The organism is Lachnoclostridium sp. An118 (assembly GCF_002160985.1).
Classification (GTDB): domain Bacteria; phylum Bacillota; class Clostridia; order Lachnospirales; family Lachnospiraceae; genus Claveliimonas; species Claveliimonas stercoravium.
Window position 1 is genome coordinate 77366 of the sequence record NZ_NFLQ01000012.1, and the last position, 12463, is coordinate 89828.

General features: G+C 55.1%; 17 protein-coding genes. 15 read left to right on the top strand and 2 right to left on the bottom strand.

From position 1 onward, the window contains the following. Nucleotide 1 precedes the first annotated feature (1 nt). Nucleotides 2–490, top strand: a complete 489-nt coding sequence (locus B5E62_RS11170; RefSeq protein ID WP_191383887.1) for a deoxycytidylate deaminase — start codon at nucleotides 2–4, stop codon at nucleotides 488–490. Here B5E62_RS11170 and B5E62_RS11175 read toward each other — a convergent pair. Continuing rightward, nucleotides 487–729, bottom strand: coding sequence for a YaaL family protein (locus tag B5E62_RS11175; protein WP_087174644.1), 243 nt, complete (start codon nucleotides 727–729; stop codon nucleotides 487–489). The genes B5E62_RS11170 and B5E62_RS11175 overlap by 4 nt on opposite strands. 91 nt (nucleotides 730–820) lie before the next feature. On the opposite strand from B5E62_RS11175, the gene B5E62_RS11180 reads away from it, so the two are divergent. The 12 genes from B5E62_RS11180 (at nucleotide 821) to B5E62_RS11235 (ending at nucleotide 10664) form a co-directional block, all read left to right on the top strand. Then, complete coding sequence (locus B5E62_RS11180) at nucleotides 821–1084, top strand: pro-sigmaK processing inhibitor BofA family protein (RefSeq protein ID WP_330398107.1); 264 nt, start codon at nucleotides 821–823, stop codon at nucleotides 1082–1084. Between the two features lie 249 nt (nucleotides 1085–1333). Then, the gene (locus tag B5E62_RS11185; RefSeq protein WP_143468859.1) at nucleotides 1334–2308 is read left to right on the top strand and encodes a hypothetical protein; all 975 of its coding nucleotides are present in this window, start codon (nucleotides 1334–1336) and stop codon (nucleotides 2306–2308) included. Beyond that, nucleotides 2235–3452: a CpaF family protein gene (locus B5E62_RS11190; RefSeq protein ID WP_087174647.1), complete on the top strand. Its 1218-nt coding sequence runs from the start codon at nucleotides 2235–2237 to the stop codon at nucleotides 3450–3452. Before B5E62_RS11185 ends, B5E62_RS11190 begins: the two co-directional genes overlap by 74 nt. Nucleotides 3453–3540: 88 nt before the next feature. Continuing rightward, nucleotides 3541–4155, top strand: coding sequence for a type II secretion system F family protein (locus B5E62_RS11195; protein WP_087174648.1), 615 nt, complete (start codon nucleotides 3541–3543; stop codon nucleotides 4153–4155). After that, the gene (locus tag B5E62_RS11200; RefSeq protein WP_143468861.1) at nucleotides 4092–5378 is read left to right on the top strand and encodes a hypothetical protein; all 1287 of its coding nucleotides are present in this window, start codon (nucleotides 4092–4094) and stop codon (nucleotides 5376–5378) included. Before B5E62_RS11195 ends, B5E62_RS11200 begins: the two co-directional genes overlap by 64 nt. 43 nt (nucleotides 5379–5421) lie before the next feature. Continuing rightward, on the top strand, nucleotides 5422–5598 hold the full coding sequence (locus B5E62_RS11205; protein ID WP_087174650.1) for a Flp1 family type IVb pilin: 177 nt from the start codon (nucleotides 5422–5424) through the stop codon (nucleotides 5596–5598). Nucleotides 5599–5641: 43 nt separating this feature from the next. Then, the gene (locus B5E62_RS17430; protein WP_087174651.1) at nucleotides 5642–7030 is read left to right on the top strand and encodes a DUF5702 domain-containing protein; all 1389 of its coding nucleotides are present in this window, start codon (nucleotides 5642–5644) and stop codon (nucleotides 7028–7030) included. A 106-nt stretch (nucleotides 7031–7136) separates the two neighbouring features. Then, nucleotides 7137–7979: a TadE/TadG family type IV pilus assembly protein gene (locus B5E62_RS11215; RefSeq protein WP_087174652.1), complete on the top strand. Its 843-nt coding sequence runs from the start codon at nucleotides 7137–7139 to the stop codon at nucleotides 7977–7979. Beyond that, nucleotides 7970–8455, top strand: a complete 486-nt coding sequence (locus B5E62_RS11220) for a prepilin peptidase (RefSeq protein ID WP_087174653.1) — start codon at nucleotides 7970–7972, stop codon at nucleotides 8453–8455. Before B5E62_RS11215 ends, B5E62_RS11220 begins: the two co-directional genes overlap by 10 nt. Nucleotides 8456–8468: 13 nt before the next feature. Next, complete coding sequence (locus B5E62_RS11225; RefSeq protein WP_242957870.1) at nucleotides 8469–8966, top strand: TadE/TadG family type IV pilus assembly protein; 498 nt, start codon at nucleotides 8469–8471, stop codon at nucleotides 8964–8966. Nucleotides 8967–8984: 18 nt separating this feature from the next. After that, nucleotides 8985–9806 carry a DUF6382 domain-containing protein gene (locus tag B5E62_RS11230; protein ID WP_087174655.1) on the top strand — a complete coding sequence of 274 codons (822 nt, stop codon included), beginning with the start codon at nucleotides 8985–8987 and terminating at the stop codon, nucleotides 9804–9806. A 252-nt stretch (nucleotides 9807–10058) separates the two neighbouring features. Continuing rightward, complete coding sequence (locus B5E62_RS11235; protein WP_087174656.1) at nucleotides 10059–10664, top strand: rhomboid family intramembrane serine protease; 606 nt, start codon at nucleotides 10059–10061, stop codon at nucleotides 10662–10664. On the opposite strand, the gene B5E62_RS11240 is transcribed toward B5E62_RS11235, so the two are convergent. Continuing rightward, nucleotides 10617–11342 carry a sensor histidine kinase gene (locus B5E62_RS11240; protein ID WP_087174657.1) on the bottom strand — a complete coding sequence of 242 codons (726 nt, stop codon included), beginning with the start codon at nucleotides 11340–11342 and terminating at the stop codon, nucleotides 10617–10619. The genes B5E62_RS11235 and B5E62_RS11240 overlap by 48 nt on opposite strands. 88 nt (nucleotides 11343–11430) lie before the next feature. Between B5E62_RS11240 and B5E62_RS11245 the strand changes: the two genes are divergently transcribed. Then, nucleotides 11431–11850, top strand: a complete 420-nt coding sequence (locus tag B5E62_RS11245; protein WP_087174658.1) for an HIT family protein — start codon at nucleotides 11431–11433, stop codon at nucleotides 11848–11850. A 32-nt stretch (nucleotides 11851–11882) separates the two neighbouring features. Further along, the gene (locus tag B5E62_RS11250; protein ID WP_087174659.1) at nucleotides 11883–12452 is read left to right on the top strand and encodes an RNA polymerase sigma factor; all 570 of its coding nucleotides are present in this window, start codon (nucleotides 11883–11885) and stop codon (nucleotides 12450–12452) included. Nucleotides 12453–12463: the final 11 nt, after the last annotated feature.

Consider the following 12463-nt stretch of genomic DNA (forward strand, 5'->3'; position numbering starts at 1 on the left):
TATGGCGAATAAGAGAGAAGATTATATAAGCTGGGATGAGTATTTTATGGGAGTCGCGATCCTGTCCGGGCAGCGGTCCAAGGACCCCAATACCCAGGTGGGATGCTGTATCGTGAGCCAGGATAATAAGATTTTGTCCATGGGCTACAACGGACTTCCCATAGGCTGTTCAGACGAGGAGTTTCCCTGGAACAGAGAGGGGGACGATCCCCTGGAGACCAAGTATGTATACACGGTCCACAGCGAGCTCAATGCCATCCTTAACTACAGAGGAGGCAGCCTGGAGGGAGCCAAGCTGTATGTGTCCCTCTTTCCCTGCAACGAGTGCGCCAAGGCGATCATCCAGAGCGGGATAAAGGAAGTCATCTATGACTGCAACAAATACAAGGGGACCCCGTCCGTGTCTGCATCCATGAGGATGTTCGACGCGGCCGGAGTCAAATACCATCCCTACCGGAGGACCGGAAGGAAGATCCAGATCGAGCTCTAGGGCTGGATGGCTTTTGCCTGCCGGAGAAGGAAACAGTAGCGCTTCCATGCTGCGTTTCCCCGATAAATATAGCAGTCGATCAGGTCGGGGTCGCAGGCGTTCTGAAAGTTGTTGTAGGCGTCTTCGATCTCCTGCCTGGCCTGAGCCAGCTCCTCGGCAATATCAAAGCTTTCTCTTTCAAAGGACAGTCTTTTATAGATGTCTTCCTCGGCAGCCCGTCCCCTCTGGAACAGCTTCATGTGCAGTCACCTCCACGGTCATTTCTCTTTATTTCCAGTATAGCCAGATTTTGAGAATAAAATACCCGAAGCAGCTCATATACATGTAAAAATGATCGGGCGGGGAGTGTCGGGGAAAAGGGCGATGGAAGACGGGAGAGAGTATGTCCCGGGCGAGAGACCGGGCTGGGTGATCAATTTTGTCATACGCGCGCTGGCCGGGATGGCTGTCATTTTCTTTGTAAACTATTTCCTTGACTCACGGGGGATAGACATGGCGGTGGGGATTGGACCGGTGTCCCTTTTGACATCGGGAGTCCTTGGAATACCTGGGGTTGCGCTCCTTTATGGGATCGTGCTCTATCAATCTTTGTGAGAATTTCACAAAGAAAAAATATTTCTGAAAAAGCTATGGACATTTGTGCGGTGTAAGGCTATAATACATCGTACAAGTTTTCATAACTTGTATCTGATCAAATCTTGTTGAAAATCTGACACTTGTTTCTGTAATTCAAGGCCTTTTCGGCAGAGAATTCAAAAACAAAACAAACACAACTGAATAGGGAACTGTAAACAGAACAGCAAAAGAACATATGCATGCAGAACGCATGCGGGGAGGATGTATGTGAGCAGCAGAAATTTGGTCATCTGCGACCCGGAGACAGAGTATGCTGCCAGGCTCGCCGCGTTTCTGAACGGGAAAAGGGAACTTGCCTTTCAAGTAAAAACATGTAAAAGTCCCGATCAGATCCGGGAGGCTGCAGGACAGATGCCGGTAGATATCCTGCTGATAGCTGATGAGTGCAGGGAGCTGTACGACATGCAGAGTGAAGGGGAAAAGGCGGACAAGACAGTCCTTCTCACCTCGGAGAGAGAGGAGCGGGAGGATGTGGACGCCATTTTCAAATATCAGTCAGGGGAACATATCTGTATGCGTCTGGTGCAGCTTCTGGCAAAGGGAGAAAAACCGGACCTTCTCCGGATACGCAGGAAGGGAAATGGAAGGATCATAGGATTTTATTCACCTGTCCGCAGGCTCGGGCAGACAAAAATGGCTCTCCGGAAAGGAAGGGAGCTGTCCCGCACAGAGAATGTACTGTATCTGAACATGGAGAGCTATGCGGGGCCGGGCGTATATTTCCCGGAGGAGAGGCAGAGAAACATGTCCGAGCTCCTATACTATGCAAAGCAGGAGTCAAAAAAGCTGGCCGGTGTCCTTGCGGGGCTGGTAAGAAGCCGGGACGGCATGGACTATGTGCCGCCTGCCTGTATCCCGGACGATATCAGGGACGTGTCTGCCGGAGAGTGGATCTGGCTCTTTGAGGAGATCCTGCGGACGAGTATCTACGATACCCTTGTGCTGGACATTGGCGACAGTGTGCAGGGGCTGTACAGGATACTGGAAGCCTGTGATGAAATCTATATGCCTGCGGCAGATGACCCTGCGGCCTCCTCCAAGATACGGCAGTTCGAGGAGGCTCTTGAACAGGCCGGCTGCGGGCATATGGCAGAAAGGGTGGTACGATGTGATATCAGAAGAACAGCTCCAGGAAAAGGTGCTGGCCAGGCTGGACCTGTCAAGAGAGATAGGAGACGATGAGCTGACAGAGCTGATCTTCCGGGTGCTGGACGAGGAGAGCGCGGGAGGGTACATACCGCTCAAGAAGAAGGCGGAGCTGGGGCGGGAGCTGTACAATGCCTTCCGCCGGCTGGACCTTCTCCAGGACCTGATAGAGGACCAGGAGATCACGGAGATCATGATCAACGGCACGCAGAATATTTTCGTGGAGAAAAAAGGAAAGATTTACATGACGGACAAGCGCTTTGTGTCCCGGAGCAGGCTGGAGGACGTGATACAGCAGATCGTGGCGGGGGCCAACCGCATGGTGAACGAGTCGGTGCCCATCGCCGACGCCCGCCTCCCGGACGGTTCCAGAGTCAATGTGGTGCTCTATCCAGTGGCCCTCAACGGTCCGGTGGTGACGATCCGCAAATTCCCCTCGGAGCAGATCACCATGCAGGATCTGGTCCGCCTGGGGGCCCTTGGCGAGGAGACGGCGGGCTTCCTGAAGATGCTGGTCATAGCCGGGTACAACATTTTTATCAGCGGAGGCACCGGCTCCGGAAAGACCACGCTCCTCAATGCTCTGTCCCAGTTCATACCGGGGGAGGAGAGAGTCATCACGATAGAAGACAACGCGGAGCTCCAGATCCAGGGAGTGCCCAATCTGGTGCGGATGGAGGCAAGGAATCCCAACATGGAGGGGGCCGGTGAGATCACTATCCGGCAGCTCATCCGGACCGCCCTCAGGATGCGGCCGGACCGCATCATCGTGGGAGAGGTCAGGGGGCCGGAAACCATCGACATGATACAGGCCATGTCCACCGGACACAGGGGAAGTCTCAGCACCGGCCACTCCGACAGTCCCAGAGATATGCTGAGGAGGCTGGAGACCATGGTGCTCATGGGGATGGATATCCCCCTGGCAGCCATACAAAGACAGATTGCCTCCGCTATCGATATCATCATCCATGTGGGCCGGCTGCGGGACAGGAGCAGGAAGGTGCTGGAGATCGTGGAGGTGCTGGACTATGAAGACGGGGAAATCCAGACAGGCTGTCTCTATGAGTTTCAGGAGACAAAATGCAGGAGGACAGACGGCGTCATCGAGGGAAGGTGGCAGAAGTGCCGGGCGCTCCTGCACACAGAAAAATTACTTTCAGCAGGATATCAGACCCCATGAGTATGCTCTTGCAGTCTTAAAATATGCAGGATTTCTTGCAGCGGTCGCCTGGCTCTACTACGAGTCGGTATGGGCCTTTCTCCTGTGCATGCCGGGAGCCTTTCTGTATCTGAGGCACTGGAAAGAGGAGTGCCTGGAGAAGAAAAAGAGAGAATTTGCCCTCCAGTTTCAGGAGGCGATCCGCTCTCTCGCGGCAGCTCTGAATGTGGGGTATTCCCTTGAAAATGCAATAAAAGAAACAAAAAAAGATATTAATATATTATATAGTGAACAATCAGCCATAAACCGGGAGTTTGACTATATGATCCGGCAGATTTACCTGCAAATCCCCATGGACCAGATCCTGTACCAGTGGGCCGGGAGGGTGGACCAGGAGGACCTGCACAGCTTTGTGAATGTCTTTGTCACGGCGAAGAAGAGCGGAGGTGACTCCCTGAGGGTCATACGGGACTCCATCGCGCAGATACGGGACAAGATGGAGATGCAGAGGGAAATAGACACCATTCTTGCAGCCAGAAAATACGAATTTAGGGTGATGTCCGTGATCCCTTTTGGCATTGTGGCCTACATGAAGCTGAGCTTTCCCGAATTTATGGATGCGTTGTACGGTAATCTCATAGGAGCGGGAGTGATGAGCGCATGTCTGGGAGTGTACCTGGCCGCCTGGTATCTCGGGCGAAAAATTGTAAATATAGAAATCTGATCCTTCTCGTATCGGTCCTCTCTCTCCTGGGCTCCGCGGCACTGCTGGTGTCCGACGCAGGGCGGGCGGCGGCGGAGCAGCGGCAGATAGAGAGGAACAGCTACGGGCAGGGAGAGAAAACCGAGAGCTTCCAGATCACGGTGGACGGAGAGCGGGCGGAGGAGGCCCTGGATATCACCGTGGGAGAGAGGCAGTACACGGCAGAGGAGCTGCAGGATATCTTTGACAGGGCGGCAGAGGAGCTTGAAGTGCTGGCGCTGGGAGCGAATGAGAGCCTGGACCAGGTGACAGAGGACCTGTCTCTCGCCGCAAGGCTGCCGGACCTTCCGATCGCCGTGGAGTGGGAGCTGGACAGATACGATGTCCTCACTGTGAGCGGAGAGATACAGGAGACGGCGCTGCGGGAAGCACTGGAAGAAGAACCGGAGGGGGTCCTTGTGAACCTGAAGGCGTTTATGACCTACACACAGGACCAGACCAGGCAGGCGGTCCATGAGATGACAGTGAGGCTGTGTCCGGCCCCACGGACGAAGGAGGAGGAGCTGTTAGACAAGATACGGGGAAAGATCACAGAGTATGGAAATGAAAACAAGACAGAAGAAATGATTAAGTTGCCGGAAGAAGTGGACGGACGGGAAATCAGCTACCACTATCAGATGGATGCAAGAGGGATGGTGGTCCTGGCCATGGGCGCTGTGACAGTGCTCCTCCTGTTCTGCCTGGAAAGACAGAACGAGAAAAAGGACGAGGAAAAGAAAAAACAGCAGATGATGATGGATTATCCCCAGATCGTCAGCCAGCTGAACCTCCTGCTGGGAGCAGGCATGAGCAGCAAGAGCGCCTGGAAGAAGATCGTAGATGATTACCAGAGGAGAAAGCCGGCAAGAGGAACGCGGGCCGCCTACGAGGAGATGGCGTCCACATGGAATGAGATGTGCGGGGGAGTCCCGGAGAAGGACTGCTACGAGAGCTTTGGCAGCAGATGCGGCCTCCAGGACTATATGAAGCTGGGAGCCCTCCTGTCCCAGAATCTGCGGAGGGGCACAAAGGGGCTGGCGGATGCCCTCCGCCTTGAAGGGCTCCACGCCTTTGAGGAGCGCAAGGCTCTCGCCAGGCGCAGAGGCGAGGAGGCGGGGACCAGGCTGCTGCTCCCCATGTTCCTGATGCTGGCCGTGGTGCTGGTCATTGTCATCGTGCCGGCCTTCCTGTCCATCTCCCTCTAGGGGAGCGGCGCGGAAAAAGTTTACGGAAAAAGGAGGAAGATGTATGTGGAGATTATATTACCTGGCACACCTGATGAGGGATAAGAGGGGGATTGGCGTGGTGGAGGTCATACTGATCCTGGTGGTGCTCATCGGGCTTGTCATCATTTTTAAGTCCCAGCTCACAAGCCTGGTGCAGACTATCTTTGAGAAGATAACAAGTGAAAGCGCAGGTATATAGAGTGTGTCAAAGGTGCAGGGGAGGAAACGCTCTTCAGGGAGAGATGACAGCCTTTCTGGCTCTCGTGTTCATCCTCCTCATAGCCTTTGCGGGCTCCCTTATGGAGAGCGCCTCCATACAGTCGGCCAAGAACCACAGGCGGGCGGATATGGACCGGGCCATGGAGTCGGTCTTCGCGGAATATCAGAAGGACCTGCTGGAGGAATATGAGCTGTTTGCCCTGGAGGGCAGCTATGAGAGCGGCAGCTACAGGGAGGAGAACGTATTTGACCGGCTCTCCTACTACGGGGCCGCCGATATGGACCACACCATGGCCAGGCTTCAGCTCCTCACCGATGACGGAGGCGCTCCGTTCCTTTCTCAGGTCAGCCAGTGGGTAAGATACAGGTATGGGCTGGACAGGCTGGAGGGGCTTTTGGGGACCGCCCAGGCATGGGAGACCCAGGATGAGGGGATAAGGGACTACCAGGAGCAGGAACAGGAGGGCAGCCGGGAGCTCTCCTCCCTCCTGGAGGAGCAGGAGCAGAGTCTTCCCTCTGAGGACAACCCGCTGGAAACGGTGGAGCGGCTAAAGAGCTCACCGCTCCTCTCGCTCGTAATGCCGGGGGACAGGCAGGTGTCAGGGAAGAGTATCCCGCTGGCAGAGCAGCCCTCTGGAAGGGCTCTGCAGCAGGGCTACGGCTCCTTTGACGATGTGGCGGAGCAGGGGGAGGCGTCCAGGCTTGCCCTGGGCGTGTACCTGATGGAGCATTTCTCCTCGGCGGTCCCGAGGGAGACGGCAGAGGGGCAGCCGGCTCTGCCCGGCGATGCCGGGGAGTCCGGAAGCGGGCTGGACTATCAGCTGGAGTATGTGATCGGCGGGCAGGCATCAGACGCGGAAAACCTGGAGGAGACAGTGCGCAGACTCCTCCTCGTCCGGATGGTATCCAACTTTGCCTACATCCAGACTGACACCGCCAAAAGGGCGGAGGCAGCGGCTATGGCAGCCACCCTCTGTACCCTGATGGCAGTGCCTGCCATTGTAGAGGCAGTTACCCAGGCCCTCCTCTTTGCCTGGTCCTTCGGCGAGAGCATTGTGGATTTGCGGGCTCTGCTGAAAGGCAGCAGGGTGCCTCTTGTGAAGGACAGCGGGAGCTGGCAGCTCCAGCTCTCCGGCCTCCTGACGCTTGGAGACGGGGAGGAGTGGAACGAGGGAAAGGACACGGAGGGAGGCATGCACTATGAAGAGTACCTGCAGATGCTGCTCTTCCTCACAGGCACGGATGAGGCGGCTGTGCGGAGCCTGGACCTCATTGAGCAGCATATGCGGCTGGAGAGGGGGATGGAATGGTTCCGCATCGACCACTGTATCACAAAGCTGGAGATTGACAGCAGGTGCAGCCTGCGCAGAGGGATCACCTACAGCTTTTCCACCTATTTCGGCTACAGATGATGCCCGGCCGGCTGACGGAGCGGTGGGATGCCGGCTGCGGAAAGGGAGTGCACAGGGGCGCCCTCCTGCCTTCTTTTTTAATATTAAGTCAGAAAGGAGATTTGGCATGATACTCCCATATAGATCAAAAAACATACTCTCATATTCAGAGGATCCTCCTTACAAGGATTTTCCTGTCCTCAGGAGGGCGCCCCTGTGCACTCCCGGAAAGGCCCAAAAGGGCAGCGTCACGGTGGAAGCGGCCCTTGCCATGCCCCTCTTTTTCTTTGCGGTGGTGGCTCTCTGCTATCTGTCTGAGGTCATGGCGATACGGACAAGTATCCGCAGCGGCCTCCAGTATGCGGGGAAGGCGGCCGCTGAGAGCGCCTATGAAAGACCGCTGCTCCTGTCGGGCAGCATAGAGCAGGACCTTGTAAAGGCAGTGGGAGAAGAGCGCCTGGACCGGAGCATTGTGGAGAACGGGAGCAGCGGCGTGCGCTGTGAAAGGTCCTACATGTCCATGAGCACCGGGATCATGGAGCTGCGGGCCGATTACAGCGTGTATCTGCCGCTGCCTGTTTTCGGGAGGGTTGTGGTGCCTATGGAAGAGAGCTGCCGTGTCAAGGGATGGACCGGATACGAGAGGGCTGGTTTCCTGGCGGAGGATGAGGAGACTGTATACATCACTGAGACCGGCATGGTCTATCACCGTGATCCTCACTGCAATTACCTGGAGCTGTCCATCCGGATGGTGCCGGCCGGTGAGATAGAGCATCTCCGCAATGAGAGCCAGGGAAAATACTATCCCTGTGAGAGCTGTTCCCCGGAAGGGGCAGGCGGCGGAGTGTATATCACGGATCACGGAGACAGATATCACGGAAGCCTGGACTGCAGCGGGCTGAAGCGGACAGTCTATGCGGTGCCACTGTCCGAGGCAGTGGGAAAGGGGGCCTGTTCCAAATGTGGATAGAGATAGAGAAGCTTCAGGAAGTGATGACAGTGGGAAACCTGATCTGTCTTGCTTTTTTGCTGGGGATTTCTGTTTATGACATATATTTCCACAGGATTTCAAAGGCCGTCCTTGTGCTGGCGAATCTGCTGGCAGTCTTCTACGCCCTCTTGCAGGCGGGGACGAGCCGGGAGAGCCGGGAAGAGCTGCTGTGGGCAGCGGCGGGAGCGTCCGCCGGGCTGCTCCTGCTCGGCATTGCCCGGCTTACGGAGGAGGCGGTGGGATACGGGGACGGCTGGCTGGTCGTGGCCCTGGGGAGCTATCTGGGACTATGGGGACTTGTGGAGGTGCTTGCGGCGGCCTGGGTGCTGCTGGCCGTGGCTGCAGCCGTGTGCCTGGTGGCAAAAAGGTGGTCCCGCAAGGCAGCTCTCCCCATGACGCCGTTTCTTACGGCAGGGTTTCTGCTCCTCCTGGCGGGAGAATATTTCCGGACTTAGAAGGAGGAGCCCATTGGGGCAGAAAGGAGACGGAAGTGAAGTGGGGGATAGGGAAAAGAAATATAGAGAGAAAAGGCGAGAAAGAGCTCAGAAAGAAGGAGCTCAGAAAGAAGGAGCGCCCGGAGAGTGGGGAGGCAGTCTCACTGTGGAGGCCGCCCTCCTGATGCCTCTCGTGGGCTTGCTCCTTGTGAGCAGCATACTGTTGTTTTTTTATTTTCATGACAAGAATATTATTTCTTCCTGCGCCTATGAAACCGCAGTGATAGGCAGCACGAAGGCCAGAGAGAAGGATGGGGTGGATGCATCCCTGCTGGACCAGGCTTTCCAGGAACGGATGCAGGGGAAATGTATTTTCTTTCCGGGAGCCCGGGCAGACATCCGGGTGGGAGATGAGGAGGTCACGGTCACCGCCTCGGCCGCCAGAGGGTATTTCCGTCTTCAGGTCGTACAGCGGGCGGCGGTGACGGAGCCGGAAGACCATATAAGAAGGATGCGGAGAATCATAAGATGAAGAAGAGGAAGAGAAGAAATGGACGAAAAGGAATATGGAATAGACCATGTCAGCATACGGAGAGGTCTGGACAATACGTTTTTGGTGGTGGAGTGCGGGGGAGAATATACAGAGGATTACCAGATGCGTATGCTGGAGGAAAACGATATGGGCGGCATTCTGTGTCCGCGGGGGCATGGCGAAGAGGGCATCAGTATGTACGAGTATGATATCAGCGGGAAAATCTCGCTGAAGTCAAAGTACAAAGAAATGAAAATAGATATGAAAGAAATGATAAAGTTTATCACAGGGCTTTTGGACGTTGTCAGGGAGATACACGACCATCTTCTGGATGCGGATCATCTGCTCCTGGACCCGGAGTATATCTTCTGGGAGGACGGGGCATACTTCTTCTGCTATTATCCCGGCGGAGGCTGGAATGTATGGAAGGCTTTTCACCGCCTGACAGAACAGTTTGTGCAGTGGACGGATTTCAGGGACGACGCCAGTGTGCGCACCTCTTTTCTCTTACACAAAGAGACGATGAAGGAAAACTACAGTCTGCACAAGATCGCCAGGCAGCTGGAGGACATGCAGGAGGAAGAGGCGAAAAGAAAGAGGGGCGGTGAAGATCCGGGGGGCCGGGGAGGACCTGTGGGCAGGACAGGCGGAATGCTGCCGGAAGGCAGCAGCCAGGCTTACGACTCATCTGGGCACGACTGGATCGCAAAGCAGGAAGCGGGAAGCATCATGCGGGAGACGGAAAATATGTGGCGCCCGGTCCGGGATTTCCTGCGCCGCCACAAAAAGCCGGGATGGCGGGACTGGGATGGCATTTATATAGACGAGGAGGAGCTGTAGGCTTCCCTGTGCTGTTTTTTTAAAGAAAGACATCCAGATAGTGGAAATGTATGGTATAATAACCACAGCGTGGTTATTATACCTGCGCATAGAGCGGTTTCTGCGGAACCGCAGAAATCCGCTGCGCAACTGCCGGAGGTCCATGGCCGCCGTGGGGCCATGGTATAATGACCACAGCGTGAACGTCATATCTGTTCGGTATGGCTGATGCGGATATCAGACAACAGTGCGGAAAATGAAAGGAAGTCTTGGATGTACCGAAGGAAAGCCCCTTGTACGGCTGCTCTGATCGTGGTGAATGTGGCAGTATTTATATTCCTCAGCTTTGGCGGGATGACGGAGGACGCCTACTATATGCTCCAGAACGGAGCCATGTATCTTCCCCTCCTGCAGCAGGGCGAGTACTACCGGATGTTCACATCCATTTTTCTGCATTTTGGTTTTTCCCATCTGGTCAACAATATGCTCATGCTGGGAGTGATGGGATGGCAGCTGGAGCTGGTGATCGGAAGGATAAAATTTCTGATCATCTATTTTGCGGCAGGGCTTGGCGGCAATGTGCTGTCTGCGCTGGCGGAGCTGAGGACCGGAGACTACGCTGTGAGTGCGGGGGCGTCCGGTGCCATATTCGGGATCATAGGGGCCCTTCTTTATATCGCGGTGCGCAATCACGGCCAGATAGGCAATGTGTCGGGGCAGGGCATCCTCATCATGGTCGTGCTCACCCTGTACTATGGATTTACAAGCTCGGGAGTAGACAATTTTGCCCATATCGGCGGGCTGGCAGCGGGCTTTGTCCTGGCTGTCCTCCTATACAGGGAGAGAGACGAGGAATTCCGTTCCGGCGTTTTCCGCTGATGTCACGGAAATGCTTCCGCCGTGGGCCCGGACGGTCCGCTCTGCGATGGCAAGTCCCAGCCCTGTGCCTCCCTGCTTGAATGTGACAAAGGGCTCGAAGATGTGCTCCAGCTGCTCCCTGGCGATACCGCACCCGGTGTCCCGGACAGAGACGGTGATCGTGGAGGAGGAGCAGGCTGCTTCCAGGCGGATGGAGCCTTCATCGGCAATGGCTTCCCTCGCGTTTCGGAGAAGGTTAAGAAAGACCTCCCTTAACTTCACCCGGTCCCCCTTGAAGGCGGGAAGAGCCGGGTCCAGGCGGGATGTGAATTCAACCGGGCTTTCTGCGCAGGAGGCGGCAAAGGAGAGGACGACCTGTTCCATAAACGAGCGGAAGGAAAATTCCGTCAAAAACAGGGACCGGCTGTGGTTCAGGGAAGACAGATCTGTGAGGAGCTGCTGCATATATTCCACATCCTCCCGCATGGACAGCCAGTACCGGTCTGAGACGATATCCGGATGACGGGACTCCAGAAGCTGGAGAGTGCTGTATACAAGGGTCAGAGGGTTTCGTATCTCATGGCTGATGGAGGCCACGGCCTCCTCGTGGGATGCGAGGAGCTTTTCGATGAGCGCGCGGTTTTCCGGCGAACTTGCCATGAGCTGCTGCAATTTGTCGTGATCTGTGCTCGTAAACATAGTTTATTACCGCCTTTCTGAAGATAAAGTTTAGCATCGGCGGTAAAAATATTCAATCACAATTTAGGAAAGAAAGAGGGAAAAGAAGATGAGAGATGACAACTGTATTTTTTGCAAGATAGCAAACGGGGAGATCCCCTCAGCGACGATCTATGAGGATGAGGATTTCCGGGCAATCCTGGACCTGGGCCCGGCCTCAAAGGGACATGCGCTGCTTCTCCCCAAGGAGCACTACGGGGACCTCTTCGCCCTGCCGGATGAGACAGCGGCCAAGGTGCTCCCAACAGCAAAAAAGATCGTCTCACGCATGAAGAGCGTGCTGGGCTGTGACGGCTACAATCTTGTGCAGAACAATGGAACATGTGCGGGACAGACGGTGTTCCACTTCCATATGCACATGATCCCCCGCTACGAGGATGATGGAGTGGGTATCGGCTGGAAGATGGGCGAGCTCAGCGACGCGGACAGAGATGAGATACTGGCAAAGCTGAAGGAAGACCAGCAGTAATCCGGAAAACACAGAAAACATATAAACTGAAGATGAAGGAAAATGATGTGGGAATTGAGTTCATAGGCAGACAAGGGTTCGACGCGGTTTACGAGAAGTACAAGAACCTCATTTTCCAGACAGCGTTTCTGTACATAAAAGAGTGGTATGCGGCAGAAGATATCATGCAGGAGACCTTTCTGCGGTATTACATTTACATGGAACACACGAGAGTAGAGAACACAAAAAGCTGGCTTCTGACCACGGCTAAGAATATTGCGCTGAATTACATCAGAGATAACAGCCGCAGTACTGTCCTGAGCATGGAAGATGAGGAGGAAGGCGTATATGGCTCTGGGGAGGGCGGTGAGGAAATCTTCTTTGACAAGCTTTGGAGGAGAGAAGTGCTCCTGGCTGCTGACACGATCCTGGATGCACTGTATCGCAGGAACAGGAGATGGTATGACGCGGTCACTCTCGCGTATTGTATGGAAAAGCCTCAGAAGGAGGTCGCTGCTTGTATGGATATGAGTCTGGAAAGTCTGCAGAGTATGCTGTACAGAGCGAGAAACTGGATAAAGGAAACTTACAGGGAAGAATTTGACCACATCCATGAAGCGTAAAAACAGGTGTC

Bases quoted from the DNA above. Each gene is read 5' to 3' on its own strand.
- B5E62_RS11170 (WP_191383887.1), top strand. From the start codon at position 2: ATGGCGAATAAGAGAGAAGATTATATAAGCTGGGATGAGTATTTTATG.
- B5E62_RS11175 (WP_087174644.1), bottom strand. From the start codon at position 729: ATGAAGCTGTTCCAGAGGGGACGGGCTGCCGAGGAAGACATCTATAAA.
- B5E62_RS11180 (WP_330398107.1), top strand. From the start codon at position 821: ATGATCGGGCGGGGAGTGTCGGGGAAAAGGGCGATGGAAGACGGGAGA.
- B5E62_RS11195 (WP_087174648.1), top strand. From the start codon at position 3,541: ATGCCGGGAGCCTTTCTGTATCTGAGGCACTGGAAAGAGGAGTGCCTG.
- B5E62_RS11200 (WP_143468861.1), top strand. From the start codon at position 4,092: ATGTCTGGGAGTGTACCTGGCCGCCTGGTATCTCGGGCGAAAAATTGT.
- B5E62_RS11205 (WP_087174650.1), top strand. From the start codon at position 5,422: ATGTGGAGATTATATTACCTGGCACACCTGATGAGGGATAAGAGGGGG.
- B5E62_RS17430 (WP_087174651.1), top strand. From the start codon at position 5,642: ATGACAGCCTTTCTGGCTCTCGTGTTCATCCTCCTCATAGCCTTTGCG.
- B5E62_RS11215 (WP_087174652.1), top strand. From the start codon at position 7,137: ATGATACTCCCATATAGATCAAAAAACATACTCTCATATTCAGAGGAT.
- B5E62_RS11220 (WP_087174653.1), top strand. From the start codon at position 7,970: ATGTGGATAGAGATAGAGAAGCTTCAGGAAGTGATGACAGTGGGAAAC.
- B5E62_RS11230 (WP_087174655.1), top strand. From the start codon at position 8,985: ATGGACGAAAAGGAATATGGAATAGACCATGTCAGCATACGGAGAGGT.
- B5E62_RS11235 (WP_087174656.1), top strand. From the start codon at position 10,059: ATGTACCGAAGGAAAGCCCCTTGTACGGCTGCTCTGATCGTGGTGAAT.
- B5E62_RS11240 (WP_087174657.1), bottom strand. From the start codon at position 11,342: ATGTTTACGAGCACAGATCACGACAAATTGCAGCAGCTCATGGCAAGT.
- B5E62_RS11245 (WP_087174658.1), top strand. From the start codon at position 11,431: ATGAGAGATGACAACTGTATTTTTTGCAAGATAGCAAACGGGGAGATC.
- B5E62_RS11250 (WP_087174659.1), top strand. From the start codon at position 11,883: ATGAAGGAAAATGATGTGGGAATTGAGTTCATAGGCAGACAAGGGTTC.